Below are 24,849 nucleotides of genomic sequence, written 5' to 3'. Positions count from 1 at the left end.
CCGCGGGGGTGGGCCGGTCAGTCGTCGATGCCCGACCGCTCCACCCCCGCCACGATCCACCGCTGGAAGAACAGGAACACCACGAGCAGCGGCAGGATCGACACCGCGGCCGCGACGAACAGCTCGTGCAGCCGGATCACCTGCGAGGTGCTGAAGGAGGAGAGCGCCACCTGGACCGTCCACGCCTCGCGGTCCTGGCCGATCACCAGCGGCCACAGGAAGGAGTTCCAGGCGCCGATGAAGACGATGGTGCCGACGGCCGCGAACACCGGTCGCGTGTTCGGCACCACCACGCGCCAGTACGTGCGCCAGTAGCCGAGCCCGTCCACGCGCGCCGCGTCCTCCAGCTCCCGGGGAAAGCCCAGGAAGTACTGGCGGAAGACGAAGCAGGCGAACGCCGAGAACAGGGTCGGCACGATCAGGCCGCGCAGCGTCGAGACCCAGCCGAGCGACGACACGAGCACGAAGCTCGGTACGAAGGTGACGGCGGCCGGGACCATCAGCGTGGCGAGGATCGCGTAGAAGACGTGGTTGGCGTAGCGGTAGGGGATGCGGGCCAGGCCGTAGCCCGCGAGCGAGGCGATCAGGAGCGTGCCGAGGGTCGTCAGGACCGCGATCAGCGCCGAGTTGAGCAGGGAGCGGGCCATGGGCACCGTCGAGTCCCGGAACAGCTCGGTGACGTTCGAGAAGCGCAGGGTGGACGGGAAGAACGTCCAGTCCGGCGAGGTGATGTCCTCCTCGGAGGCGAGCCCGTTGCGCACCAGGAGGTAGAACGGCACCAGGAAGAGCAGGGCGAGGGCGATCAGCAGGACCAGGCGCAGGGCCCGGCCCACGCGCACCCAGGCGTCGTGCATGTCTCAGGCTCCCTTCTCGTCGCCGCGGCCGAGCCCGAACCAGCGGGCCTGCCCCACCGTCACCACCGCGATGATCAGGGCGAGGAGCACCGCGCCCGCGCTGCCGAGGCCGAGGTTCTGCCCCTGGCCGAGCGCCGTGTAGTAGAGGTAGACCAGCGGCGGCCGGGCGTACGGTGGGTAGCCGCGGGCGTCGGAGAGCAGGTTGTAGAACTCGTCGAAGGCCTGGAAGGCGTTGATGACCAGGAGCAGCGCCACGGCGACGGACGTGGCGCGCAGCTGCGGCAGCGTGATGTGGCGGAGCACCTGCCAGCCGGGCCGGGCGCCGTCCACGGCGGCCGCCTCGTACAGGGTGGGCGAGATCCGCTGGAGCCCGGCCAGGAACAGGACCATGTAGAACCCCGCCTGGAGCCACAGGCGTACGGTGACGATCACCAGCCAGTACCAGGGCGGGTCCGTGGTCGACAGCCATGCCGTCTGGTCGGCGCCGAACCAGCCGAGCACGGTGTTCGCGAGCCCGAACCGCACCCCGTTGAAGATCGACATCTTCCAGATCAGAGCGGCCACGACATAGCTGCACGCCGCCGGCAGGAAGAACACCGACCGGAAGAACGCCTGCGCACGGCGCAAGCGGTTCACCATCAACGCGAGCGACAGGGACAGGACGAACGTCGTCGGCACGATGAAGGCCGTGAACACGGCGAACGTCCACAGGCTGTCGGTGAACGCGTCGTTCTTCAGCATCGACGTGTAGTTGTCGAAGCCGACGAAATCCGTGGGCGAGACGGTGTTGTGGGCGTCGAAGAAGCTGAGGTAGACGCTCCAGCCGAGCGGGACGTACGTGAAGACGAGCAGGCCGAGCGCGAAGGGGCCGACGAACACCCAGAACCACAGGTTGCGGTTCTGCGGCCCGGCGAGCCGCCGCGCCAGGCCCGGGCCTCGGCCGCTCACGCGGACTTCTTCCGCACGCGGTCCAGCTCCGCCGACACCTTGCGCACCACGGACCGCAGCTCGCTCTCCGGGTTCGCGCCGGACTTGATGATCCGGCTGAGCGCGTCCTGGTAGGCGACGCGGCTGGCGGGCGTCCACAGCAGCGGCTCGGCGTGGCCGTTCTCGGTGGAGAAGCGTACGGCGTCGGCGGCCGGACCCTCGGCGAGCGCGTCGGCCTTCTTCGCAAGGGAGAGCCGGGCGGGGATGTGGAAGCCGTAACTGAGCGCGAAGTCCCGCTGGTACGCGGTCTTGTCGACCCACAGCCACTTCAGATAGTCCTTGGCGGCGTCCTTGTGCTTGCTGCGGGCGCTGACGGCCGCGCCGTACGCGCCCACCGGCACGGCGGGCTTCCCGGCCGCGCCGTCCGCCGGGAACGCGAGCACCCCGAAGTCGTCCCCGAGCGCCTTCCGCACGGCGGGCAGCGCCCACAGGCCCGACCACTGCATGGCCGTGAGTCCCTGCACGAACGCCGACGGATCGGACCAGTCCGACGGCGCCCCGAGCAGCAGTGCCTTCGCCGCGTACAGCTCGCGCACCTTGGCGAGCGCGCGGGCGGCGGCCGGGTCGTCGAAGCCGACCTTGCCGTCGTCGGTCACCAGGCTCAGGCCCGCCGCGTACAGGGGGGTGCCGCCGAGGACGCCCGCGCCGCCGTCGTTGCCGAGGAAGAGCCCCTTGGTCTTCTTGGTGGTCAGCTTCCGCGCCGCGTCGACGAGCGCGTCGAGCGTGCGCGGCGGCTCGACGCCCGCGTCGTCCAGGAGGCTCTTGCGGTAGTACAGCAGCTGCGCGTCGACGACCTGCGGGACCGCCCAGATCCGGCCGTCGTGGGTCTTGGGCGCGAGCACCACCGGGTTGAAGTCGTCCCGCACCCCGTCGAACAGGTCCGTCAGATCCACGACCTGGCCGCCCCGGATCTGGTCCAGGCTCGGCCCGTTGACCTCGAACACGTCCGGGCCCGACGTGGTCAGGAGCGCGGCGGCGGTCTGCTCGTCGTAGTTCCCCGGACGCCACTGGACCGCGACGTCCGCCTCGCGGTACGCGGCCGCGTACCGCTTGACCGCCTGCTCGGCGCCCGCCTCCCCGTACTGGTGGTACCAGTGCGAGAGCCGCGGCCCCTTGCCACCCGAACCGCCGCCGTCTCGCCCGGTGTTGGACCCGCACGCGGTGAGCAGGCCGAGCCCCGCGCCCGCGCCGAGCAGTGTCCTGCGACTGATGGTCATGACGTGTCCCCCTGCGTGGATCGACGGGTACGTGTCCGGCCCAACGATCAACCATGCAGGGGGATTACGACAGGCGTATTGCGGCCGTGTGTTTGCCTTGGGCGCAGGCGCGGGAAAGCCCGTCCGGCGCCCGGTCAGCGCCTTGCGGCCAGGCGGAAGCGGAGGCGGCAGATGACCGCGTCCGTGTCGCGGCGGACCGCGTGGGCGAGGACGGCGCCGCGCTGGTTCTGGAGCAGCCGCTGCCACAGGTGCGCGGGCTCGACCTCGGGGATGAGGACGGTGACCCGGGTGCCGGGGTGGTACTGGTACACCTTGCGGACGTACTCGGCGACGGGCCGGCCGACCGTGCGCGCGGCCGAGGGGAGTTCCACCAGGTCGACGCCGGGGTTCCACAGCTCCCAGTCGCGCCGCAGGGACGCGGTGGCCGCGCGGTCCTCGGGGTCGTCGTGCGTGACGGTGACGGCGCGGACCTCGTCGCCCAGGGACACGGCGGCGTTGAGCGCCTCGCAGGTGAGCCGGGAGAGGCCGGACACCGGCACGACCACCAGGGAGTGGTCGCGGTGCGGCGCCTCGGGGACGCGGCCGAGGCCGAGGTCCTCGCCGATGCGCCCGTACGCCCGGTGCACGACCTCGAAGCCGCACACGATCGCGGGCAGCGCGAGCACGATCAGCCAGGCGCCCTCGGTGAACTTGGTGGCCGTGACAACGATCGCGGAGACGCCGGTGAGGACCGCGCCGAAGCCGTTCAGGAAGGCCTTCGCGGGTTTGCCCGCCGCGCGCCAGTGGAGCACCATGCCGGTCTGGCAGAGCGTGAAGCCGACGAAGACGCCGATCGCGAAGAGCGGCACCAGGGTGTTGGTGTCGCCGCCGGAGAAGACCAGCAGGGCCGCGCCCGCGACGGCGAGCGCGAGCACGCCGTGGCGGTGGACCTGCCGGTCGGCCTTGAGGGCGAACACGTGCGGCAGGTAGTTGTCCCGGGCCAGCAGGCTCATCAGGACGGGCAGCCCGCCGAAGGAGGTGTTCGCGGACAGGGCGAGCAGGACCATCGTGGCGAACTGCACCACGTAGAAGGCCCAGTTGTGGCCGAGCGAGGCGTCCGTGAGCTGGGCGAGCACGGTGACGCCCTCGACGGGCTGGAGCCCGAAGCGGGAGATCAGGACGGACAGGCCGATCAGCATCACGCCGAGCAGCGCGCCGAGCGCCACCTCCGCGTGCTGGGCCCGCTTGACGCGCGGAGCGCGGAAGGACGGCACGGCGTTGGCGATCGCCTCCACGCCGGTGAGGGCCGAGCAGCCGGAGGCGAAGGCCTTCAGGAGGAGCAGCGCGCCGACCGTGGTGGCGTTGTCGGCGAGGGCGGAGGCGTGCCCGGAGGCGGCCTCGGTGGAGACGGGCCCGTCGCGGAACAGGCCGACGGCGACCATGGTGAGGACGGCGCCCACGAACACGGCGGTCGGCACGATGAACACCCGCGCCGAGTCGACGATGCCGCGCAGGTTCACCGCGGTGATCAGGACCAGGACGCCCAGGCAGAGCCACAGCCTGTCGCCGTACAGCTCGGGGAAGGCGGAGGTCAGGGCGGCCACACCGGCGGTCACGGCGACGGCCACGTTCAGGACGTAGTCGAGGACGAGGGACGCGGCCGCGACCAGGCCGGAGCGGCGGCCCAGGTGCGCCTTCGCGGCCGCGTAGGAGCCGCCTCCGTCGGGGAAGGCGGCGATGACCTGGCGGTAGGAGGCGACCAGGACGGCCAGGAGACCGGCGATCGCGAGGGTCACCGGCAGGGTGAAGCCGAGGCCGTAGCCGCCGGCGGCGGCGAGGACGAGCACGATGGCCTCGGGCCCGTAGGCGACGGAGGCCATGGCGTCCAGGGAGAGGGCGGCGAGCCCCTGGAGCGCGGTGAGGCGGTGACGGTCGCCCGGGTCCGTGACGCCGGAACCGGTATCGGGGGGCTCCTCGATGGCCGGGGCGCCGGGGCGCTCGGAGACGGTCGTCATGGTGTGTGCCTTTCGAACGGGATGGCCAATGCGCGGCTGACCTCAGCGTCAGCGCGCCGGGCGGGTCCGGCGGCACTTCTTGGCGGCTCCTTGGCGGGGGCGAGCGGCTTCTTGACGAGTTGTTAAGGAGGGCTGTCAGCCCTGCGTCAAGGTGTGGCATGAATGTGTATGCGGTACGTCAACAGCGCGTCCGGGCCCGCGGGGCCGCTCTACGGTGCGGCCCATGGGACTTGACTGGAGGACGCGGGCCTCGGCGCACCGCGCCGCGGTCCGTGGGGGGACGCGCGGGCACCGGATGCCGACGCGGGACGAGGTGGTGAGCGACCGCCGCTGGGGGGCCGACCTGCGGGCCGCCGTCTTCTGTTCCCTCGCCCTGCTCGTCCTGATCATCCTCGTCGACCTGGGCGCGGGCACGCTGAGCGCGCTCCGCGCCGGTGTGTGGGCGGCGCTCGCGGCGCTCCTGTACGTGATCCTGCACCCGGTGCGGGTCACGGCGGGCCCCGGCTGGCTCGCGGTGCGCGGCCCGCTGCGGCGGCGGCACGTGTGCACGAACCTGCTGACCAGCGTCCACGTCAGTGAGACCGTCGCCGCCCGGCTCGTCCTGTGCGACTCGCTCGGCCACCGGGTGGAGTTCGACCCGAGGGTCCTGGCCGAGAACCCGCTGCTGCTGCACCGCCTGGACGCGGGAGCCCGCGTCGCCAGGGCGTCAGGGCTGCTGCGCTGCGGGGTGACGGAGCTGGCCCGGCTCACGGCCCGGGTGGACGGCAAGCGCGCGAAGGCGGTCTTCGAGGCGTCGGGCCTGCGCTGACACGGCGGTGCGTCAGGCCTTGAGGGCCTCGTACCGCACGCCGGTCAGTTCCTCCGACGCCTTCCACAGCCGTACGGCGGCCCGGTCGTCGCGGGTCCACTTCGCGCGCAGGGACGGGGCGGGGGCGCCGCGCCAGTTGAGGAAGCGGGGCCCGGTGAAGGAGTCCGGGCGGACGCCGGGCGCCGTGGCCGCGTACAGGGTGGGGAGCGCCCCGGCCTCCGCGGACTGGGCGATCAGGCGGTTGCCGAGCGCGGCCGCCGCCTCCGCCGCCTTGCGGCCCTCCATCTTGGCCCCGGCCGCCTGGAGGTTCGTCGAGGCGTAGCCGGGGTGCGCGGCGGCCGCGACGACGTCCGCCCCCGTGGCCGCGACGCGGCGCGCCAGCTCGTGTGTGAACAGCAGGTTCGCGGACTTGGAGCGTCCGTAGACGAGCCAGCGGCGGTAGCGGCGCTCGCTGTTGAGGTCGCGCATGTCCACGTTCGACAGCAGGTGGAACATGCTGGACACGGTGATGACGCGGGCGCCGGGCGTCCGCAGCAGCCGCGGCAGGAGCAGCCCGGTGAGCGCGAAGTGGCCGAGGTGGTTCACGCCGAACTGCGTCTCGAACCCGTCGGCGGTGCGGCGGTGGGGCAGGGCCATCACGCCCGCGTTGTTGACGAGCAGGTCGAGCCGCCCGCCGCGCTCGCGGTCGGCGCGCTCCGCGAACTCCCGTACGGAGCCGAGGTCTCCGAGGTCGAGCGGGTGCACCACCGCGTCGGCGGACGGCACTTCGGAGATCAGCCGGTCGAGGGCCTCGGCGCCGCGCGTCTCGCTGCGGCAGGCGAGCACCACCCGCGCGCCCCGCCGGGCCAGCTCCCGCGCGGTGCAGTAGCCGAGCCCGCTGTTGGCCCCGGTGACCACGGCTTCGCGTCCGGTCAGATCGGGTATGTCGGCGGCGGTCCATCCCATGCGGCCGAGCGTACGCCGGAACGGGTACGAGGGGTATCAAGCCCGTCCGGCGTTTGAGGACGAGGCCGCAGGCCGATTGCCCGCGAGACGCCCCCGTCAGGAAGAGGCGCCACCGTCGACGACCAGGTCGGTGCCCACCACCGACGCCGCGTCGTCCGAGGCCAGGTACAGCACCGCGGCCGCGATCTCCGCCGCGTCCACGACCCGGCCGAGCGGCGACTCGTTCCGCATGCGCGCGGCGCGCTCCGCCTCGCTCTCGCCGGGCCGCAGCGACATGGAGGTGGCGGACGCGCCGGGGGACACGGCGTTGATGCGCACGCCGTCCTGGATGTGGTCCAGGGCGGCCGCGCGCGTCAGGGCGGACACCGCGGCCTTGGAGGCGACGTATCCGGCGATGCCCGGACGGCGCTTGTGGGCGCCCAGGTTGGAGGCGATGTTCACGATGGCGCCGCCGCCCGGCTGCTCGCGCATCTGGCGCACCTGGGCCTGGAGGGCGAACAGCACGCCGCTGACGTTGACGTCGAGCAGTGTGCGCCAGTCGTCCTCGGAGAGGTCGGCGACGGGCGCGCCGCCCTTGAAGACGCCCGCGTTGTTCACCGCCACGTCGAGCGAGCCGAAGCGGTCGACGGCGGCCCGCACCAGGGCCTGGACCTCGGCGGCGCTCGTGACGTCGGCGGCGTGCGCGAGCCCCGTGCCGCCCGCCTCCTCGATCAGGGCGACGGTCTCCTTGAGCGGGGCCTGCGAGCGCCCCGCGGCGACCACGTTCGCGCCCTCGGCGGCGAGGGCGAGCGCGACGGCGCGGCCGAGGCCCGAGCCGCCGCCGGTGACGAGGGCGGTGCGGCCGGCGAAGCGGTTGCGGGGGGCGACGGGCATGGCGGACTCCTCTGGGGCGGGCGCGGCGGGGCCCGGCCCCATTTTGGACCGAGCGATCCAATACTAGGCCCCGAGCCGTGCCGCGTACACCCCCACCCGCACCTCGTCGTCGTCCAGGCACTGCCCCGTCACCAGGTCGAAGCGCTGCTTCAGCAGGGGCGAGGCCACGAAGACGCGGCCGTCCGCCGAGCCGAGCAGGCCGCGCGAGAGCACGGTCGCGCCGGAGAACGGGTCGCGGTTGTCGATCGCGTACAGGCGCCGTGCCCGGTCGAGGAACAGCGCCGCCTGCCGCCGTCCGTCGGGGAGCAGCACGGCCACCCCGCGCCCGGGCGTGAGCCGGGACGCGGCGCACACGGTCAGCCACCCCTCGTCGAGCCGCAGCTGCACGCTCGTATCGGTTGCCGTCGTCACGCGGAGGTTCCTTCCAGGTCGGCGGCCCGGCGGGAGCCGATGGCCAGCAGGGGCAGGTCGGGCTTGATCTGCTCGCGCTCCGGCACGAAGGCCACCGTCGGGTCGGGGGCGCCGGGCGCGTTCACGAACGACACGAAGCGCGCGAGGCGTTCGGGGTCGTCGAGGGTGGCCGCCCACTCGTCGCGGTAGTGCGTCACGTGCTCGGCCATCAGCGCCTCCAGTTCCGCGCCGAGGCCAAGGGAGTCGTGGACGACGACGTCCCGCACGTGCTCGACGCCGCCGTCGATGCGCTCCAGCCACGTCGAGGTGCGCTCCAGGCGGTCCGCCGTACGGATGTAGAACATCAGGAACCGGTCGATCAGACGCACCAGTTCGGCGTCGTCCAGGTCCTGTGCGAGGAGGTCGCCGTGGCGCGGGGTCGCGCCGCCGTTCCCGCCGACGTACAGGTTCCAGCCGCCCGACGTGGCGATGACGCCGAAGTCCTTCGACCGGGCCTCCGCGCACTCCCGCGCGCAGCCCGACACGGCCGACTTCAGCTTGTGCGGCGCGCGCAGGCCCCGGTAGCGCAGCTCCAGGTCGATGGCCATGCGCACCGAGTCCTGCACGCCGTAGCGGCACCAGGTCCAGCCGACGCAGGACTTCACCGTGCGCAGCGCCTTGCCGTACGCGTGCCCGGACTCGAAGCCCGCGTCCACGAGCCGCGCCCAGATCAGCGGGAGCTGCTCGACCCGCGCCCCGAACATATCGATGCGCTGCCCGCCCGTGATCTTCGTGTAGAGCCCGAAGTCCCGTGCCACCTCGCCGATCACGATGAGCTTCTCCGGCGTGATCTCGCCGCCGGGCACGCGCGGCACGACCGAATAGGAGCCGTTCTTCTGGAGGTTGGCGAGGAAGTGGTCGTTGGTGTCCTGGAGTGCGGCCTGTTCGCCGTCGAGGACGTAGCCGTCCACGCCGATCGCGGGCGCGAGCGAGGCGATGATCGAGCCGACGGCGGGCTTGCACGTCTCGCAGCCCTCGCCGCCGCGCGCGCCCTCCCGGCCGTGGGTGTCGAGCAGCCGCGCGTACGAGGTGACGCGGCGGACCCGGACGATCTCGTACAGCTCGGCGCGGGTGTGCGGGAAGCAGCCGCACAGCCCCCGGTCGCCGGAGTCCGGCAGGAGCTGCCCGACGAGCTTCACGCAACTGCCGCAGCCCGTACCGGCCTTGGTGCACTTCCTCACCTCGGGCAGCGTCGCGCAGGCCTGGATCGCGGCCTTCGTGACGTTGTGGCAGGTGCAGATCACCGCGTCGCCCGGCAGCGCCTCGGGGCCGAGCGCCTTCGACTCGCCCGCGCCCGCGGGAAGGACCAGCTGCTCGGCGGGGACCGGCGGCACCTGCCCCGTCAGGGCGCGCAGCGTGCCGTAGGACTCCGCGTCGCCGACGAGGACGCCGCCGAGCAGTTCCCCGCCCGCGCCGACGACCAGCTTCTTGTACGTGCCCGAGCGCGAGTCGGAGTAGACGACGTCGAGGCAGCCGTCGGCGGCCCCGTGCGCGTCGCCGAACGACGCGACGTCCACGCCGAGCAGCTTCAGCTTCGTGGACAGATCGGCGCCGGTGAAGGCCTGCCCCGTGCCGGACGCGATGGCGTCCGCGGCCGTGCGCGCCATCTCGTACCCGGGGGCGACCAGGCCGTACACGCGCCCGTCGGCGGCCTGCGCGCACTCGCCGATGGCGTAGACCGCAGGGTCGCCGGTGCGGCACTGGCCGTCGACGGTGATCCCGCCGCGCTCGCCCACCGGCAGGCCGCAGTCGCGGGCCAGCTGGTCGCGGGGGCGGACACCGGCGGAGAACACCACCATCTCGGTGGCGAGCTCCGAGCCGTCGGACAGGCGCATCGCCGCCACGGTGCCCTCGTCCGACGCGACGATCTCCTGTGTGCCGACGCCCGTGTGCACGCTCAGCCCCCGCCCGGTCAGGGTGCGCAGCAGGGCGGCGCCGCCGCCCTCGTCCACCTGCGCGGGCATGAGCCGTGGCGCGAACTCCACGATGTGCGTGGTCAGTCCGAGGCCCTGGAGCGCGCCCGCCGCCTCCAGGCCGAGCAGTCCGCCGCCGACCACCGCGCCCGTCGTGGCGTGCTTCGTCGCGTACTCCTCGATGGCGAGGACGTCCTCGATGGTGCGGTAGACGAAGCAGCCCGGGGTGTCCCTGCCGGGCACCGGCGGCACGAAGGGGTACGAGCCGGTGGCGAGCACGAGCGTGTCGTACGCCACCGTGAAGCCGGAGCGCGCGGTGACCGTGCGGGCCCGCCGGTCCACGTGCTCGACCGGGTCGTCGACGCGCAGCTCGATGCCGTGCCGGGTGAGGAACTCCGGGTCCGTGAGGGAGAGTTCGTCCGGGGTGCGGCCCGCGAAGTACGAGGTGAGCTGGACGCGGTCGTAGGCGGGGCGCGGTTCCTCGCACAGGACCACCACGCGGTGCGTGGCGGTGACCCCGCGCTCGGCCAGCTCTTCGAGGAAGCGCTGGCCGACCATGCCGTGGCCGACGAGGACGAGGGTGGGCGGCATGTCAGTGACCTCCGTCGTGGGTGAGCAGATGCAGCGGCGGGGCGCCGTCGTCGGGCAGCGGCTCGTCCGCCTCCCAGGCGCGGGCGAGCGCGCCGACCGCCGCGAGATCGCCGAGCAGGACGCCGCCGACGAGCCGGTCGCCGCGCACCACGACCTTGCGGTACGTGCCGCGCGTGGCGTCCGCGAGCCGCAGCACGTCGTCGTCGGGGCGGGCGTCGGGCTCCCCGAACGCGGCGACGTCCAGGGGACGTTCGGCGTGCGGGAGGGTGAGGCGGGTGAGCGAGCGGGTGCCCGCGTACGGGCGTGCGGACTCCGGCGCGGTGAGCGCCGCGGCGAGGGCGTCGGCCTGGTCGAGCGCGGGCGCGGCCAGACAGGGGGTGCGGCTCGCGTGCTCGGCGCAGTCGCCGATGGCGTGGACGCGGGGGTCGCCGGTCCGCAGGGCGTCGTCCACGACGACGCCCCGGCGCACGTCGAGGCCCGCGGCGCGGGCGAGCCCGACGCGGGGGCGGACGCCGCAGGCGAGCACGGTCAGCTCGGTGTCGAGCACGAAGCCGTCCGCCAGCTCGACGGCCGTCACGGCGCCGTCGTGCTGTCGCAGGCCCCGCACCCGGCACTCGGTGTGCACCTCCACGCCGAGCCGCGTCAGGTGCTCGCGCACCAGGGCTGAAGCCGCCGGGTCGAGCTGGCGCTCCATCAGCCGGTCGCCCTGCTGGGCGAGCACGACCCGGGCGCCCCGGTCGGCGAGCGCGCGGGCCGCGCAGACGCCGAGCAGGCCGCCGCCGATGACCACGGCGCGGCAGCCGGGCGTCACGGCGGCCGAGAGCGCCAGGCAGTCGTCCAGGGTCCGGAACGCGTGCACACCGCCGGGCAGCTCGGTGGCGCCCGGCGGGAACAGGCCGCGCAGCGGGGGCAGGACCGGGTTCGCGCCGGTGGCGAGCACCAGCGTCCCGTACGGCACGCGGGAGCCGTCCGCGCACTCGACCACCCGCTCCGCGCGGTCGATGCGCTCCGCGCGGGTGCGCAGGTGCGCGGCCGGGGCGGGCAGGGCGATCACCTCGGGGGCGAGGCGGCCCGCGAGCACGTCCGTGAGCAGGACGCGGTTGTACGGGGCGTACGGTTCCTCCCCGATCAGCAGCGCGTCCGCCCCGAGCCGGGCGGCGAGCCGGGCTCCGGCGAGCCCGGCCCCCACCACGACGACCCGCGGCGCCGGGCCCTTCCCGCAGTGACTGGTCATGCTCCGCAGCCTGCGGGCCGGGTGTTACCCGACGGCCACCACGGTGTTTCCCCCGGGGAACGGTGCCCTCCGGCCCCGGCGGTGCCCACTGTGAGGCGAAGCCGCGCCGCGCGGCGGGGCCCGGCGGGGCGGTCCCACCCACCCGCCCTTGCCCGGGCTTGCGGGGCCGGGGGCATGGGCGGTGTTCCCCCGGGGAACGGTGGCCTCCGGCGCCGCAGGGTGGTCCCACCCGCCCGCCCCCACCCGGGTCTACGGTGCCGGGTGTCATGCACGGTGTCCCCCGGGAACCGGGGCTTCCGGCGCCGCGGGGTGGTCCCGCCCACCCGCCCCCACCCGGGCCAACGAAGCCACGTGTCACGGGTGGGCGGGTGGGAGAGGCCGCCGCGGTAGCGGCGGGACCGCCCTCCCGGCCGCAGCGCTCCGCGTCGGGGCCGGGCCGACGAAGCCGGGGAGTCATGGGCGGGCGGGTGGGAGAGAGCCCCGGTGGAGGCGCCCGCGCTAGGGGCGCGTGCCCGTCAGGTGGGCGAAGACCACCACGTTGCCCTGGTAGCCCGTGCGCTTCGAGTACGCCCCGCCGCAGGTGATCACCCGCAGCTCGGCCCGCGCGGCCGCCCCGTACACCTTCTCGTCGGGGAAGGCCTTCGCGTCGTAGACCTCGACGGCGTCCACCGCGAAGAGCGCGACCGTGCCGTCGCGCCGCTCCACCTCGATGACCTGCCCCTTCTTGAGCGCGCCGAGGCGGTAGAAGACGGCGGGCCCGTCCGCGTTGTCGACGTGCCCGGCGACGATCGCCGTACCGCGTTCGCCGGGCGTGGTGCCCGCCTCGTACCACCCGGCGAGGTTGTCGTGGTGCGGCGGCGGCACGTCGAGGCTGCCCTGGCGGGTCAGGCCGAGCCCCGTCAGCGGCGCGTCCACGCCGATGGCGGGCGCCCGGACGCGGTCGGGCGGCGAGGGTGGCAGCGGCGCCGCGGCGGGCGCCGACCGCGCCTCCGGCGAGGAGGCCTGCGCGGCCGACGGCTGCGGCGGCGGACGCTCCGCCGTGCCGCTGTGCAACAGCCACGCGCCGGAGCACAGGGCGAGCGCGGTGACGGTCCCTATGAGCGCGGTCCCGGCCTTGCCGCGGGCCGCGCGCGGGCTCCCTGCCATGGCGTCCCCTCGGGGTTCGGGCCCCTCCCCGCCGCCGCGGCCGCGAGGGACACGGCGGTCCGGCGGCGGGGAGGGGACGGTGGTACCTGCGGACTGCGGAGGGCGTCCGTCAGATCCTGTCGCCTCTCGCCCGGCGATGCAGGAGCCAGGTACCGCCCGCGGCGGCGACGGCGAGAGCCGCCACGCCCGCCGCGGTCTGTACGGGATCGGGACCGAGCGCGCCGCCGACCCCCGTCTTCACGTGCCCCCTGGGATGGACGGGCGGCTGCTCGCGCGCGGCCGCCGTGGAGGTGAGCGTCACCGTCAGATCGCCCGCGACCTGGCGGCCCCGGGCGGCGGACCCCGAGCAGCGGGCCACGATCTCGTACGTCCCGGGCTGCGCCGACGGCGGCACCTCGAACCGCCCGGACGCCTCGGCCGCGCCCGCGGCGGAGGCGAGGGCGAAGGTGCCCGCGCCCACCGCGCTCGCGTCGCCCGCGGCGGTGCCGTCCGCGCCGCACGCCGCCGTGCGCACCGTGACCGTGGTGCCGGGCGTCACCGGCGACGGCGAGATGTCGAGGCCGCCCGCGCCCGCCGCGGACGCGGGGCCCGCGAGCAGGACCGCCGAGGTGGCGGCGAGCGCGGCGGTGGTCGTCAGCTGGCGGGCGGTGCGCATGGGGCGTGCTCCTGTCGGGCCGCGTACGGGACACACCTGAGAGGTAACGTGCACTGCGGCCCGCACGCCTGCTGAAGCCCCATCAGAAAGGCCGCGCCGGTCCGTGCCCCGACCCTGCGACGGCCGCGTTCCAGCAGGTCACCGGCGTACGGGCGGAAAGGCCGCGAAGGCGTGGCGCGGCACCTGTGAATGGGTGACCCGGCCTCAGATCACATCCAGGGGCGCGTCCTCGTACAGGCCGGCCACCGTGGCCATGAGCTTCTCGTCGAGGGGGAAGTCCCGGTCGTCGACGCGCCGGACGGGGGAGACGCCCCAGGAGTTCGTGACGAAGGCGGCCCGGTACGCGGGCAGGTCCCGCAGGAACACCGGACCCCGGCGCGTGGGAAGCCCGGCCTCCGCGAGCAGCGGTTCGAGAAGGCGCATGGTGATGCCCGCCAGGTGCGGGGCCTCGGGCCAGACGACCTCGCGCCCGTCGAAGAAGGCCACGTTCGTCACCGCGCCCTCGCTGATCGCGCCGTCGGGCCCGGTGAGCAGGGCCTCGTCGTAGCCGAGCCGCTCCGCCTCGCGCCGGTGGTACGTCTGCCCGAAGCCGCCCAGGTGCTTGAGGTGCGCGACGGGGCGCACGTACGGGACGGACTTCAGGGACTGGGCCCGTCCGGCCATGGTCGCGGGCAGCTCGACGGGCGCGCGGACGGTGACCATCAGGGACGGCTCGCCGTCGGGGGCGTGCACGTAGACGCGCACGGCGGCGTCCCGGAGCTCCGCGCGCCCGGTGCCGTCCCCGGCGAGCGCGTGCCGGATCGCCGCGCGGACCCGGTCGCCGTCCAGGCCCTGGTCGAAGAGCTCGCGGGTCGCCGCGTCGAGCCGGTCCAGATGGAGCCCGAGCCCGCGCACGGCGCCGCCCCTGACCTGCATCGCGGTGAAGTGCCCGAAGCCGTCGAGAGCGCGTGCGCGCAGCTGCTCCGCGGTGGCGGGGGCGCCGTCGATCTCAAGGCGCTCGGGGGCGGCGGGGTTCGATGTCGTCATGGGGACCACCGTACGTACGTGATCACCGGCCAGGACGGGCGGTGCGCGGTCAGTCCTCGATCAGGCGGCGCGGCCCCGGGCCGTGCGCGGCCAGCTCGTCCCACGGGTTCGACAGGGCGCACTTGTCGAGCGAGAGGCAGCCGCAGCCGATGCAGTCGGTGAGGTTGTCGCGCAGGCGCTGGAGGGTGCGGATGCGCCCGTCGAGGTCGGCCCGCCAGCACTCGGAGATCCGGGCCCAGTCCTCGCGGTTCGGCGTGCGGTCCTCCGGGAGCAGGGCGAGCACCTCGCGGATCGTGGCCAGCGGGATGCCGAGCCGCTGCGAAGTGCGGATGAAGGCCACGCGGCGCAGTGTGTCCCGGCTGTAGCGGCGCTGGTTGCCGGTGGTGCGGCGGCTGGTGATGAGCCCTTCCCGCTCGTAGAAGCGCAAGGCGGAAGGTGCCACTCCGCTGCGCTCGGCGAGCTCGCCGACGGTGGCTTCCTTGGCGTCCGGTGCGAGGTGCGAGGTCATGCCGACACATTAGTCACCGAAGCCGCTTGACCTGAACCATGGTTTAACTAAGAGGCTTGCCGCATGAACACCACCACGGATGTCTCCCCGTCCCCCGCCGCCGCCCTGTCCGCCACGGCCGCGAAGCCCGTGAAGCTCGCCGTGATCGTCGGCAGCAACCGCGAGGGCCGCTTCGGCCCGGTCGTCGCCGAGTGGCTGCTGCGCCGCGTGCGCGAGCAGCAGGGCTTCGAGATCGACGTCGTCGACCTGGCCGACGTCGACCTGCCCACGTCCCTCTCGCACCGGCCCGACGCCGCGACCCGCGCCGAACTCGCCAAGGTCTCGCCGAAGCTGGCCGCCGCCGACGCGTTCGTCGTCCTCACCCCCGAGTACAACCACTCCTACCCCGCCTCCCTGAAGAGCCTGATCGACTGGCACCACCCCGAGTGGCAGGCCAAGCCGATCGCGTTCGTCTCCTACGGCGGGCTCTCCGGCGGCCTCCGCTCGGTCGAGCACCTGCGCCCGGTCTTCGCCGAACTGCACGCCGTCACCATCCGCGAGACCGTCTCCTTCCACAACGCGGGCGCCCTCTTCGACGACGAGGGCAACCACAAGGAGCCCGCGGCCGCCGACGCCGCCGCGAAGGCCATGCTGGACCAGCTCGCGTGGTGGGCGTGGGCGCTGCGCGCCGCCAAGGAGGTCCGGCCGTACGGGAGTTGATCCCGTGTGCCCCGCGCGCCGGGGCTCAGGCCTCCGGCAGGCGGACGACCGCGACCGCGCCGCCGTCCGGCGCGTTGGCCAGCTCCACGCGGGCGCCGACCACCGCCGCCTGGCCGAGCGCGATGGTCAGACCGAGCCCGGTGCCCTGGCCGCGCTCGCGGGCGCCGGTCTTGAACCGCTGCGGGCCCTCGCGCAGCAGGTGCTCGGGGAAGCCGGGCCCGTGGTCGCGCACGGTCACCACGGCCCCGTCGACGCTCAGCTCGACGGGGTCGCCGCCGTGCCGGCGCGCGTTGCCGACGAGGTTCGCCAGGATCCGCTCGAGGCGGCGCGCGTCCGTCCGTACGAGACGCTCGCCGACGCCCTCGAACCGTACGCCGCGGTCCGTGGGCTGCCCCGCGAAGAGCCCCCGTTGGACCATGGAGTCGACCAGGGCGGCGAGCGGGTGCACTTCCAGGTCGGGCCGCTCGACGTCCGCGTCGAGCCGCGCCACCTCCAGCAGGTCCTCGGTGAGCGCCCGCAGCGCGCACACGCGGTCGCGCACCAGCTCCGTGGGACGGCTCGGCGGAAGCAGCTCGGCGGCGGTGTGCAGGCCGGTCAGCGGGGTGCGCAGCTCGTGCGCCACGTCCGCGGTGAACCGCTGCTCGGCCTCCAGGCGGCGCTGGAGCGAGGCGGCCATCGTGTCGACGGCCGTCGCCAGGTCGGCGACCTCGTCGCGGCCGTGCCGGAAGCCGGGCGGCAGCGGGTGGTCGATGCGGGCGTCCAGGTCGCCCTGGCTGATGCGGCGGGCGATGGTCGCGGCGGCCCGCAGGTCCCGGCTGAGCCGGCTGGCGAGGCCCGCGCCCCCGAGCGCGGCGAGCGCCACGACGACGGCTCCCGACACCAGGAGCTGCTGGTCGAACTCGGCCATCTCGTCGGCCTGTTCGCGCAGCGGGAGCCGTACGGACAGGACCCGGTCGCCGACCGGGCGCGCCGCCCACACCGCCGGATCGGCGGAATCCATGTCCAGATACGTGCTGCGCCGCCCGGCGAGCGCGGCCTCGCGCAGCGGCTCCGGCAGACCGGGCGCGTCGATGGCCGCCCGCGTGCCGTCCCGGGTGCTGTCGTGGTCGACCTGCCCCGTCAGCTCGTACAGCTGCCGCACCCGCACCAGCTGCCCGGACGCCCCGGAGCGCGCGCTCGCGCCCACCTGGTCGAGCCGCGCCTGGTGGACGAGGAGGCCGATCGCCACCGCCACGACCGCGCAGCCCGCGGCGAGCAGCGCGGCGATCTTCCAGCGCAGGCCGAGCGTGTTGAGCGCGGCGAGCAGGCGGCGCGGCTTGAGGGGGCGGCCGTTCACGCCGTCGATCTGTCCGGGCGTCACGAGCCGGTTCCCGGGCGGCCCGAAGGCGTGGGCGAGGCGGACGGCGTGGGCGACGCGGGACCGTCGCCGTGGTCGTCGGGGCCGGGGGAGCGGTCCGGCTTCTTGTAGTTCTTGGTGTCGCTGACCGTGGACATCCGCTTGCCGTCCCAGTGGTACCGCACGGCCTGCTCGCCACCGTCGGCGCAGGGGCTGCGCACCAGCAGATCGGTGCCGATCACCTCGACCGAGATCCGTCTGCCCGCGGTGAAGAGCACCGGGTAGACCTTGCCGCCGCGCTCGGCGTAGACGACGACCGCGCTGCGCCCGCTCTCCAGGTCGATCGCGAGCAGCAGCTCGGGCCTGCCGTCCCCGGAGAGGTCGACGAGCAGCGGCGGGCGGATGCCGGAGCGCCCCGGCTTCTTGATCATCGGCCGGTCGGCGAGCGTCTTCAGACGCGGGTCCGCGCGCAGCAGCTCGCGCACGTCGAGCTTCGCGAGCCCGCCGGAGCCGAGTGCGCCGATGCCGTCGAGCGGCTCGGGCGGCGGCAGCTTCGTCGCGGTCTCGGCACCGGGCGCCGACGGTGTCGTGCCCGACCAGTCGGGCCACAGCGGCTTGGGGCTCGGCTGCACCGACACCGGCGGCGCGGGCTCACCGGCGTCGAGGCCGTCCGTTGCCCCGCAGGCGGAGAGCACGACGACGGCCAGGACGGCCAGGGGCGCGCCCAGGAAGAGGCGGAGTCGCAGAGTCATGGCGGGACCGGTGGAGGACGGAGGGGCTTGGCGGTGGCAGGGCCGAGGAAAGCACCGGGACGCGGCACAGGACCGGCCACCTGGGGTCGACGGTAGGAAGGACGCATCACAGGAACCAGGAGGTTGTGTAACAGTCGTCACCAAAGCCGCGAAAACCCCCAGCTCGGGACCTTCGGCCAGGCCGGTAGCCTCACGGTGCGCAGGACTTTCCCGTACGAGAGGAACACGTGCCGTGACGGAACCGAGCACCCCCGCCTTCCTGATGGTCCTGACCACCACGGACACCGCCGACAAGGCCGACACCCTGGCGCGCGGCGCCATCGAGGCCCGCCTCGCGGCCTGCGCCCAGATCAACGGCCCGGTCACCTCCGTCTACCGCTGGGAAGGCGCCCTGGAGACGGCCCGCGAGTGGCAGCTCCTCCTGAAGACGACGGACGAGCGGTACGCCGCCCTGGAGTCCTGGCTGGTCCAGGCCCACGACTACGAGACGCCGGAGATCATCGCCACCCCCGTGACCCGGGGCAGCGCGGCCTACCTCGGCTGGGTCGCGGCGGAGACCGCCGAGTGACCGAGCGGCTGCCGTTCTTCGTGTACGGAACGCTGCGCCCGGGCGGGCGCAACCACGCCTTCCTGTACGGGCGCGTCCTGACGTGCGTGCCCGCCCGCCTCCCGGACGCCGTCCTCTACGACGGGCCCGGCTACCCGTACGCGGTCCGGGCCCCCGGCGCGGGCCCCGTCCACGGCGACCTGGTGACCGCCCGCCCCGAGACGTACCGGCGGCTGCTCGCCGACCTGGACCACCTGGAGGAGTACGTCCCCGGCGACCCCCGCAGCCTCTATCTGCGCGTGGCCCGCGACGTCGTCCGCGAGGACGGCACGACGACGCCGGCCTGGGTGTACGTGGCGGCCCCGCCCCTGGCGGCGCGGCTGCGGGCCACGGCGACACCGCTGCGGAGCGGTGCCTGGCTCACCCCGGCGCCTCCAGGCGCACCGCGCACACCTTGAACTCCGGCATCCGCGACACCGGGTCGAGCGCGGGATGGGTCAGCACGTTGGCCCGCCCCTCGCCGGGCCAGTGGAACGGCATGAACACGGTGTCGGGCCGGATGCCCGCCGTGACCCGGGCGGGCACGGTGGCCCGGCCGCGCCGCGACACCACGGCGACCGGGTCCCCGTCGGCCACCCCGACCCGGGCCGCGAGCCGTGGATGGAGCTCCACGAAGGGCCCCGGCGCGGCGGCGTTCAACTCGGCCACGCGCCGCGTCTGCGCCCCCGACTGGTACTGGGCGAGCACCCGCCCGGTGGTGAGCAGGACGGGGTACTCCGCGTCGGGCTCCTCGGCGGCGCCCCGGTGCGCCACCGCCACGAACCGCGCCCGCCCGTCATCCGTGGCGAACCGCTCCAGAAAGAGCCGCGGCGTCCCGGCGTGCGGAACACCGGCCGCACCGGCCGTCTCCGTCCCCTCCGTCCCCTCCGTCCCCTCCGGGCAAGGCCAGAACACCCCCTCGCCGTTCCCCGCCGCGAGGCGTTCGTACGTGATGCCCGCGTAGTCCGCGATCCCGCCCGCGCTGGCCCGGCGCAGTTCGTCGAAGACCTCCTCCGGCTCGGTCGGGAAGCCCTTCCCGTGGCCGAGCCGGTCCGCGAGGCCGTGCAGGACGTCGAGGTCGCTGCGCACCCCGGGCGGGGGGTCCACCGCCTTGCGGCGGAGCAGCACCCTGCCCTCCAGGTTCGTCACCGTGCCGGTCTCCTCGGCCCACTGCGTGACCGGCAGGACCACGTCGGCGAGCGCGGCGGTCTCCGAGAGCACCACGTCCGCGACCGCCAGGAAGTCCAGGGACCTGATCCGCTGCTCCACGTGCGCGGCCCGGGGCGCCGACACCACCGGGTTGGAGCCCATGAGCAGCAGCGCCCGCACGTCCCCGCCGAGCGCGTCGAGCAGCTCGTATGCCGAACGCCCGGGCCCCGGAAGCGATTCCGGGTCCACGCCCCACACCGCCGCCACGTGCGCCCGCGCCCCGGGGTCCGTCAACTTGCGGTAGCCCGGCAGCTGGTCGGCCTTCTGGCCGTGCTCACGGCCGCCCTGCCCGTTGCCCTGGCCGGTCAGGCAGCCGTACCCGGACAGCGGCCGCCCCGGCCTGCCCGTCGCCAGGCACAGGTTGATCCACGCGCCCACCGTGTCCGTGCCCTTCGCCTGCTGCTCGGGGCCGCGCGCGGTCAGCACCATGGCGTGCTCGGCCGCGCCGAACCGCCGTACCGTCTCCCGCAGTTGGGGCACCGGCACGCCCGTGATCCGCTCGACGTGCTCCGGCCAGTGCGCCATCGCCGCCGCCCGCGCCTCCTCCCAGCCGCTGGTGCGCGCGGCGACGTACTCCTCGTCCACGTGCCCCTCGGCCACCACCAGGTGCAGCAGGCCCAGGGCGAGCGCCAGGTCCGTGCCGGGGCGCGGCGCCAGATGCAGATCGGCCTGCTCGGCGGTGCGGGTGCGCCGCGGGTCCACGACGATCAGCGAGCCGCCGTTGTCCTTCATCTCCGTGAGGTAGCGCAGCGCGGGCGGCATCGTCTCCGCCAGGTTCGAGCCGACGAGGATCACGCACCCGGTGCGGGCGACGTCCGCCAGCGGGAACGGCAGGCCCCGGTCGACCCCGAACGCCCGCTGCCCCGCCGCCGCGGCGGACGACATGCAGAACCGCCCGTTGTAGTCGATCTGCGAGGTCCCGAGCACCACCCGCGCGAACTTGCCGAGCGCGTACGCCTTCTCGTTCGTGAGCCCGCCCCCGCCGAACACCCCGCACGCGTCCGCGCCGTACGCCGCCCGCGTGCGGGCCAGGCCCTCGGCCACGCGGTCCAGGGCCTCCTCCCAGGTGGCCGGCACGAGCCCGCCCGTGGCGTGGGATCGGACGAGGGGCTCGGTCAGGCGCACCCGGGAGGAGAGCACCGCGGGTGCCGTACGGCCCTTGCCGCACAGCGCGCCCCCGTTGACGGGGAACGCGGGCCGCTCCACAACCTTCACGCCTTCGCCCGCGCGCGCAAGCCCCATGCCGCACTGGAGCGCGCAGTACGGACAGTGGGTCGGCGTGACCGTGCCGGGGGCGGCGGCCTGAACGGGGCGGGAGGGCTGCATGCCCGCCACCCTCCACCGCGCGTGTTTCCCGCCCCGCCCCGGCGGGTTACGCCCGCGGTACGCGGACCTCCACGAGACCCGGCGCCTCCTGTGAGGCGAAAGGCGCCCACGCCGGAAACCGCCCCGCAACAGCGAGGCAACGCGCCCCCGCCACCCTCACCCCATGGAAACGCCCCACCCCGCCACGGCCCCGGCCCTGGTAGCGGTAGCGCACGGCAGCCGCGACCCCCGCGCCCTGGCCACAGCCACCGCGCTCCTGCGAGCGACCCGCGAACGCCGCCCCGGCCTCGACGTCCGCCTGGCCCACATAGAGCTCACCCGGCCCCTCCTGAGCGAGACCCTCGACGCCCTGGGCGCCCGGCCCGCCGTCCTCGTACCGCTCCTCCTCGGCCGCGGTCACCACGCCCGGCACGACATCCCCGCGACGGCCGCCGCGCACCCGTGGACGGCCCCGCGCGTCGCCGCCCCGCTCGGCCCGCACCCGCTGCTCGCCGAGGCCCTGCACGCCCGCCTCACCGAAGCGGGCTGGCCCGCCGCGCCCGCAGCCACCGGCGGCCACGGCGTCGTCCTCGCCGCCGCGGGCTCCCGCGACCCCGCGTACGCCGCCGACACCCGCCGCGCCGCCGCCCTGCTCGCCCGCCGCCTCGGCGTCCCCGTCACCCCCGGTTACGCCGCGCCCACCGCCGCGACGCCCACCTCCGTGCCCGCCGCGGCGCGCGCCCTCGCCGCCGCCGGGGCCCGCCGCGTCGCCGTCGCCTCCTACTTCACCGCGCCCGGCCGGTTCGCCGCCGAGGCCGCCGCCGCCACGCCGTGGCCGGCCGCCGCCCCGCTCGGCGCGCACCCGGCTCTCGCCGCGCTCCTGCTGCACCGCTACGACCAGGCGTGTTCCGCCGCGCCCGCCCCGGCGCCGCCGCTGCGTCCGACGCCCGCCTGACGGGGCCGCGGCGCACCCCGCCTGCGCCTGCGTCTACTGTCGGTGCATGGCAGGCACCGCACCGCACGCGCAGACCGAGCACCCGGCGTACTCCTCTCCCTACGACGCCGCCGCCGTCGAGCGCTGGGCCGCGGAGCCGGACAAACGGCCGGGGCGCACCGCCTTCCAGCGGGACCGCGCCCGCGTCCTGCACTCCGCCGCGCTGCGCCGCCTCGCGGGCAAGACCCAGGTCGTCACGCCCGGCACCAAGAGCCAAGCCTGGGACGCCAGCGCGCGCACCCGCCTCACCCACTCCCTGGAGTGCGCCCAGGTCGGCCGCGAGCTGGGCGCCGCCCTCGGCTGCGACCCCGACCTGGTGGAGACGGCCTGCCTCTCCCACGACCTCGGCCACCCGCCCTTCGGGCACAACGGCGAACAGGCGCTGAACGACCTCGCCCAGGACTGCGGCGGCTTCGAGGGCAACGCCCAGTCCCTGCGCCTGCTCACCCGCATCGAGCCCAAGCGCTTCGTACGGAGCGCGGACACCGACGACCTGGTCAGCGTGGGCCTGAACCTCACCAGGGCCGCCCTGGACGCCGCCACCAAGTACCCCTGGCCGCGCGGCGCCCACCCCACCGACCCGGACTCCGTGAAGTTCGGTGTCTACGAGGACGACCGGCCCGTCTTCGACTGGGTCCGCGAGGGCGCCCCCGGCCACCGCACCTGCTTCGAGGCGCAGATCATGGACTGGTCGGACGACGTCGCGTACTCGGTGCACGACGTGGAGGACGGCCTGCACGCGGGCCACATCGATCCGAACGTGCTGCACGCCGAACCCGAGCGCCAGGACGTGTACGCGGTCGCCATCGGCCGCTACGTCCCCGCGGACACCGACCCCGAGGAACTCGCCGCGGCCCTCGACCGCCTCCAGGACCAGGAGTGGTGGCCGCACGGCTACAACGGGTCCGCCGTCGCCCAGGCCCGCCTGAAGGACGCCACCAGCCAGCTCATCGGCCGCTTCTGCCTCGCCGCCGAGACCGCGACCCGCGCGCGGTACGGCACGGGCCCGCTCACGCGCTACGCCGCCGAGCTGGTCGTCCCGCGCGAGACGCGCCTGGAGTGCGCCGTCCTCAAGGCCGTCGCCGACCGCTACGTCATGCAGCGCCCCGCCCAGACCCGGCTCCGCGCCGACCAGCGCGTCTGCGTCGCCGAGCTGGCCGACGCGCTCACCCGGCGCGCGCCCGAGGGGCTCGACCCGCAGTTCCGCGCCCTGTACGACGCGGCGCCCGACGACCGCGCCGCCAAGCGCGTCGTCATCGACCAGATCGCGTCCCTCACGGACGCCGCCGCCCGTTCCCTGCACGCACGGCTCACCTCCCCGCACCGGAATGCCCACAGCGGTGAGTGACCATGGAGGTGAGCACGGGATGTGACGGAAAGTGGCCGGATTGGGGTACAGCCCCTTCCGCCATCACGCTGCGTGCGGGACTCTCCCAGTGGACTTAAAGGTTTCGAGGAGGCATCAAGTGGTCGACGCGGATCAGACGTTCGTCATCGTCGGAGGAGGTCTCGCGGGTGCGAAAGCGGCGGAGACGCTGCGCGCCGAGGGCTTCACCGGCCGGGTGATCCTCATCGGTGACGAGCGCGACCACCCGTATGAACGCCCGCCGCTCTCCAAGGGGTACCTCCTCGGCAAGGAGGACCGCGACAGCGTCTTCGTCCACGAGCCCGCGTGGTACGCGCAGGCGGACGTCGAACTGCACCTGGGCCAGACCGTCGTCGCCATAGACCGCGCCGCGCACACCGTCCGGCTCGGCGACGGCACCGTCATCCGCTACGACAAGCTGCTGCTCGCCACCGGCGCCGAGCCCCGCCGCCTGGACGTGCCCGGCACCGGACTCGCGGGCGTGCACCACCTGCGCCGCCTCGCCCACGCCGACCGCCTGCGCCACGTCCTGGCCGCGCTCGGCCGCGACAACGGCCACCTGGTGATCGCGGGCGCCGGCTGGATCGGCCTCGAAGTCGCCGCGGCAGCCCGGGAGTACGGCGCGGAGGTCACGGTCGTCGAGCCCGAGCCGACCCCGCTGCACTCCGTGCTCGGCCCCGAGGTCGGCCAGATGTTCGCCGACCTGCACGCCGAGCACGGCGTCCGCTTCCACTTCGGGGCCCGCCTCACCGAGATCATCGGCCAGGACGGCATGGTCCTCGCCGCCCGCACGGACGACGGCGAGGAGCACCCGGCGCACGACGTGCTCGCTGCCATCGGCGCCGCCCCGCGCACCGCCCTCGCGGAGTCCGCGGGCCTCGCCCTCGTCGACCGCGCGGACGGCGGCGGCATCGCCGTGGACATCAGCCTGCGCACCTCCGACCCCGACATCTACGCCGCCGGGGACGTGGCCGCCGTCCGGCACCCGCTCTTCGACACCCGCCTGCGCGTCGAGCACTGGGCCAACGCCCTGAACGGCGGCCCGGCCGCCGCCCGCGCCATGCTCGGCGAGGAGGTCACCTACGACCGCGTCCCGTACTTCTTCTCCGACCAGTACGACGTCGGCCTGGAGTACTCGGGCTGGGCGCCCCCGGGCACGTACGACCAGGTGGTGATCCGCGGCGACGCGGGCAAGCGCGAGTTCATCGCCTTCTGGCTGCGCGAGGGCCAGGTCCTGGCCGGGATGAACGTGAATGTGTGGGACGTCACGGAGGTCATCCAGAAGCTCGTCCGCGCGGGCGCCCGGCCCGACCCGGACGCCCTGGCCGACCCGTCCCGGCCGCTGACGTCGCTCCTGGGCTGATCACCGCGGGACGGGCCGCGCACCCGCGGTCCGTCCCG

At 74.7% G+C, this 24,849-nt stretch carries 23 protein-coding genes; 7 read left to right on the top strand and 16 right to left on the bottom strand.

Annotated elements, in window-relative coordinates; translation table 11 throughout:
- Nucleotides 1–17 precede the first annotated feature (17 nt).
- The 4 genes from CP982_RS15040 to CP982_RS15025 form a co-directional block, all read right to left on the bottom strand.
- Nucleotides 18–854 (bottom strand): carbohydrate ABC transporter permease, encoded by an 837-nt coding sequence (locus CP982_RS15040; RefSeq protein WP_150511009.1) that lies wholly within the window; start codon nucleotides 852–854, stop codon nucleotides 18–20.
- Between the two features lie 3 nt (nucleotides 855–857).
- Entirely contained in the window at nucleotides 858–1,802 is a 945-nt protein-coding gene (locus CP982_RS15035) for a carbohydrate ABC transporter permease (RefSeq protein WP_229879545.1), read from the bottom strand.
- Entirely contained in the window at nucleotides 1,799–3,058 is a 1,260-nt protein-coding gene (locus tag CP982_RS15030; RefSeq protein ID WP_184925011.1) for an ABC transporter substrate-binding protein, read from the bottom strand. Before CP982_RS15030 ends, CP982_RS15035 begins: the two co-directional genes overlap by 4 nt.
- A 134-nt stretch (nucleotides 3,059–3,192) precedes the next feature.
- Nucleotides 3,193–5,052, bottom strand: coding sequence for an APC family permease (locus tag CP982_RS15025; RefSeq protein ID WP_150511008.1), 1,860 nt, complete (start codon nucleotides 5,050–5,052; stop codon nucleotides 3,193–3,195).
- A 223-nt stretch (nucleotides 5,053–5,275) separates the two neighbouring features.
- Here CP982_RS15025 and CP982_RS15020 point away from each other — a divergent pair, with 223 nt between their 5' ends.
- On the top strand, nucleotides 5,276–5,860 hold the full coding sequence (locus CP982_RS15020) for a hypothetical protein (protein ID WP_229879544.1): 585 nt from the start codon (nucleotides 5,276–5,278) through the stop codon (nucleotides 5,858–5,860).
- A 12-nt stretch (nucleotides 5,861–5,872) separates the two neighbouring features.
- Here CP982_RS15020 and CP982_RS15015 read toward each other — a convergent pair whose 3' ends face one another.
- The 9 genes from CP982_RS15015 to soxR all read right to left on the bottom strand — a co-directional run bounded on the left by CP982_RS15015 (nucleotide 5,873) and on the right by soxR (nucleotide 15,201).
- The gene (locus tag CP982_RS15015) at nucleotides 5,873–6,805 is read right to left on the bottom strand and encodes an oxidoreductase (RefSeq protein WP_150511007.1); all 933 of its coding nucleotides are present in this window, start codon (nucleotides 6,803–6,805) and stop codon (nucleotides 5,873–5,875) included.
- 96 nt (nucleotides 6,806–6,901) lie between these two features.
- Entirely contained in the window at nucleotides 6,902–7,678 is a 777-nt protein-coding gene (locus CP982_RS15010; RefSeq protein ID WP_150511006.1) for an SDR family NAD(P)-dependent oxidoreductase, read from the bottom strand.
- Between the two features lie 63 nt (nucleotides 7,679–7,741).
- Entirely contained in the window at nucleotides 7,742–8,089 is a 348-nt protein-coding gene (gene nirD, locus CP982_RS15005) for a nitrite reductase small subunit NirD (RefSeq protein WP_150511005.1), read from the bottom strand.
- Nucleotides 8,086–10,632 (bottom strand): nitrite reductase large subunit NirB, encoded by a 2,547-nt coding sequence (gene nirB / locus CP982_RS15000; RefSeq protein ID WP_150511004.1) that lies wholly within the window; start codon nucleotides 10,630–10,632, stop codon nucleotides 8,086–8,088. Before nirB ends, nirD begins: the two co-directional genes overlap by 4 nt.
- Nucleotide 10,633: 1 nt before the next feature.
- Nucleotides 10,634–11,866 carry an NAD(P)/FAD-dependent oxidoreductase gene (locus CP982_RS14995; protein ID WP_150511003.1) on the bottom strand — a complete coding sequence of 411 codons (1,233 nt, stop codon included), beginning with the start codon at nucleotides 11,864–11,866 and terminating at the stop codon, nucleotides 10,634–10,636.
- Nucleotides 11,867–12,364: 498 nt separating this feature from the next.
- Nucleotides 12,365–13,012 carry a class F sortase gene (locus tag CP982_RS14990; RefSeq protein ID WP_150511002.1) on the bottom strand — a complete coding sequence of 216 codons (648 nt, stop codon included), beginning with the start codon at nucleotides 13,010–13,012 and terminating at the stop codon, nucleotides 12,365–12,367.
- Nucleotides 13,013–13,121: 109 nt separating this feature from the next.
- The gene (locus CP982_RS14985; protein ID WP_150511001.1) at nucleotides 13,122–13,667 is read right to left on the bottom strand and encodes a hypothetical protein; all 546 of its coding nucleotides are present in this window, start codon (nucleotides 13,665–13,667) and stop codon (nucleotides 13,122–13,124) included.
- Between the two features lie 204 nt (nucleotides 13,668–13,871).
- Nucleotides 13,872–14,693, bottom strand: a complete 822-nt coding sequence (locus tag CP982_RS14980; RefSeq protein ID WP_150511000.1) for an aminotransferase class IV — start codon at nucleotides 14,691–14,693, stop codon at nucleotides 13,872–13,874.
- A gap of 49 nt (nucleotides 14,694–14,742) precedes the next feature.
- Entirely contained in the window at nucleotides 14,743–15,201 is a 459-nt protein-coding gene (soxR, locus tag CP982_RS14975; RefSeq protein ID WP_150510999.1) for a redox-sensitive transcriptional activator SoxR, read from the bottom strand.
- Nucleotides 15,202–15,264: 63 nt separating this feature from the next.
- Here soxR and CP982_RS14970 point away from each other — a divergent pair, with 63 nt between their 5' ends.
- A complete protein-coding gene (locus CP982_RS14970; protein WP_150510998.1) occupies nucleotides 15,265–15,900 on the top strand; it encodes an NADPH-dependent FMN reductase in 636 nt (211 codons plus the stop codon).
- 25 nt (nucleotides 15,901–15,925) lie between these two features.
- Here CP982_RS14970 and CP982_RS14965 read toward each other — a convergent pair whose 3' ends face one another.
- Both CP982_RS14965 and CP982_RS14960 read right to left on the bottom strand, forming a co-directional pair.
- Nucleotides 15,926–17,260: a sensor histidine kinase gene (locus CP982_RS14965; RefSeq protein ID WP_229879541.1), complete on the bottom strand. Its 1,335-nt coding sequence runs from the start codon at nucleotides 17,258–17,260 to the stop codon at nucleotides 15,926–15,928.
- Nucleotides 17,257–17,988: a hypothetical protein gene (locus CP982_RS14960; RefSeq protein WP_150510997.1), complete on the bottom strand. Its 732-nt coding sequence runs from the start codon at nucleotides 17,986–17,988 to the stop codon at nucleotides 17,257–17,259. Before CP982_RS14960 ends, CP982_RS14965 begins: the two co-directional genes overlap by 4 nt.
- A 262-nt stretch (nucleotides 17,989–18,250) precedes the next feature.
- On the opposite strand from CP982_RS14960, the gene cutA reads away from it, so the two are divergent.
- Nucleotides 18,251–18,556: a divalent-cation tolerance protein CutA gene (gene cutA, locus CP982_RS14955; protein WP_150515489.1), complete on the top strand. Its 306-nt coding sequence runs from the start codon at nucleotides 18,251–18,253 to the stop codon at nucleotides 18,554–18,556.
- Complete coding sequence (locus CP982_RS14950) at nucleotides 18,553–18,993, top strand: gamma-glutamylcyclotransferase family protein (protein WP_150510996.1); 441 nt, start codon at nucleotides 18,553–18,555, stop codon at nucleotides 18,991–18,993. The genes cutA and CP982_RS14950 overlap by 4 nt, the downstream gene beginning before the upstream one ends.
- On the opposite strand, the gene CP982_RS14945 is transcribed toward CP982_RS14950, so the two are convergent.
- A complete protein-coding gene (locus CP982_RS14945) occupies nucleotides 18,956–21,109 on the bottom strand; it encodes a molybdopterin oxidoreductase family protein (RefSeq protein WP_150510995.1) in 2,154 nt (717 codons plus the stop codon). The genes CP982_RS14950 and CP982_RS14945 overlap by 38 nt on opposite strands.
- Before the next feature lie 163 nt (nucleotides 21,110–21,272).
- Here CP982_RS14945 and CP982_RS14940 point away from each other — a divergent pair, with 163 nt between their 5' ends.
- From CP982_RS14940 to CP982_RS14930, 3 genes are all read left to right on the top strand, one after another.
- The gene (locus CP982_RS14940) at nucleotides 21,273–22,043 is read left to right on the top strand and encodes a sirohydrochlorin chelatase (RefSeq protein ID WP_150510994.1); all 771 of its coding nucleotides are present in this window, start codon (nucleotides 21,273–21,275) and stop codon (nucleotides 22,041–22,043) included.
- A gap of 46 nt (nucleotides 22,044–22,089) precedes the next feature.
- Nucleotides 22,090–23,430 (top strand): deoxyguanosinetriphosphate triphosphohydrolase, encoded by a 1,341-nt coding sequence (locus CP982_RS14935; RefSeq protein ID WP_150510993.1) that lies wholly within the window; start codon nucleotides 22,090–22,092, stop codon nucleotides 23,428–23,430.
- A gap of 118 nt (nucleotides 23,431–23,548) precedes the next feature.
- Nucleotides 23,549–24,811, top strand: coding sequence for an NAD(P)/FAD-dependent oxidoreductase (locus tag CP982_RS14930; RefSeq protein ID WP_150510992.1), 1,263 nt, complete (start codon nucleotides 23,549–23,551; stop codon nucleotides 24,809–24,811).
- Nucleotides 24,812–24,849: the final 38 nt, after the last annotated feature.

It is taken from the genome of Streptomyces spectabilis, assembly GCF_008704795.1.
GTDB classification, from domain to species: Bacteria; Actinomycetota; Actinomycetes; order Streptomycetales; family Streptomycetaceae; genus Streptomyces; species Streptomyces spectabilis.
The sequence above is the reverse complement of the archived record's forward strand: the minus strand, read 5'-3'. Positions and strand labels throughout refer to the sequence as shown.

Bases quoted from the DNA above. Each gene is read 5' to 3' on its own strand.
- CP982_RS15040 (WP_150511009.1), bottom strand. From the start codon at position 854: ATGCACGACGCCTGGGTGCGCGTGGGCCGGGCCCTGCGCCTGGTCCTG.
- CP982_RS15030 (WP_184925011.1), bottom strand. From the start codon at position 3,058: ATGACCATCAGTCGCAGGACACTGCTCGGCGCGGGCGCGGGGCTCGGC.
- CP982_RS15025 (WP_150511008.1), bottom strand. From the start codon at position 5,052: ATGACGACCGTCTCCGAGCGCCCCGGCGCCCCGGCCATCGAGGAGCCC.
- CP982_RS15020 (WP_229879544.1), top strand. From the start codon at position 5,276: ATGGGACTTGACTGGAGGACGCGGGCCTCGGCGCACCGCGCCGCGGTC.
- CP982_RS15015 (WP_150511007.1), bottom strand. From the start codon at position 6,805: ATGGGATGGACCGCCGCCGACATACCCGATCTGACCGGACGCGAAGCC.
- CP982_RS15010 (WP_150511006.1), bottom strand. From the start codon at position 7,678: ATGCCCGTCGCCCCCCGCAACCGCTTCGCCGGCCGCACCGCCCTCGTC.
- nirB (WP_150511004.1), bottom strand. From the start codon at position 10,632: ATGCCGCCCACCCTCGTCCTCGTCGGCCACGGCATGGTCGGCCAGCGC.
- CP982_RS14995 (WP_150511003.1), bottom strand. From the start codon at position 11,866: ATGACCAGTCACTGCGGGAAGGGCCCGGCGCCGCGGGTCGTCGTGGTG.
- CP982_RS14990 (WP_150511002.1), bottom strand. From the start codon at position 13,012: ATGGCAGGGAGCCCGCGCGCGGCCCGCGGCAAGGCCGGGACCGCGCTC.
- CP982_RS14985 (WP_150511001.1), bottom strand. From the start codon at position 13,667: ATGCGCACCGCCCGCCAGCTGACGACCACCGCCGCGCTCGCCGCCACC.
- CP982_RS14980 (WP_150511000.1), bottom strand. From the start codon at position 14,693: ATGACGACATCGAACCCCGCCGCCCCCGAGCGCCTTGAGATCGACGGC.
- soxR (WP_150510999.1), bottom strand. From the start codon at position 15,201: ATGACCTCGCACCTCGCACCGGACGCCAAGGAAGCCACCGTCGGCGAG.
- CP982_RS14970 (WP_150510998.1), top strand. From the start codon at position 15,265: ATGAACACCACCACGGATGTCTCCCCGTCCCCCGCCGCCGCCCTGTCC.
- CP982_RS14960 (WP_150510997.1), bottom strand. From the start codon at position 17,988: ATGACTCTGCGACTCCGCCTCTTCCTGGGCGCGCCCCTGGCCGTCCTG.
- cutA (WP_150515489.1), top strand. From the start codon at position 18,251: ATGGTCCTGACCACCACGGACACCGCCGACAAGGCCGACACCCTGGCG.
- CP982_RS14945 (WP_150510995.1), bottom strand. From the start codon at position 21,109: ATGCAGCCCTCCCGCCCCGTTCAGGCCGCCGCCCCCGGCACGGTCACG.
- CP982_RS14940 (WP_150510994.1), top strand. From the start codon at position 21,273: ATGGAAACGCCCCACCCCGCCACGGCCCCGGCCCTGGTAGCGGTAGCG.
- CP982_RS14935 (WP_150510993.1), top strand. From the start codon at position 22,090: ATGGCAGGCACCGCACCGCACGCGCAGACCGAGCACCCGGCGTACTCC.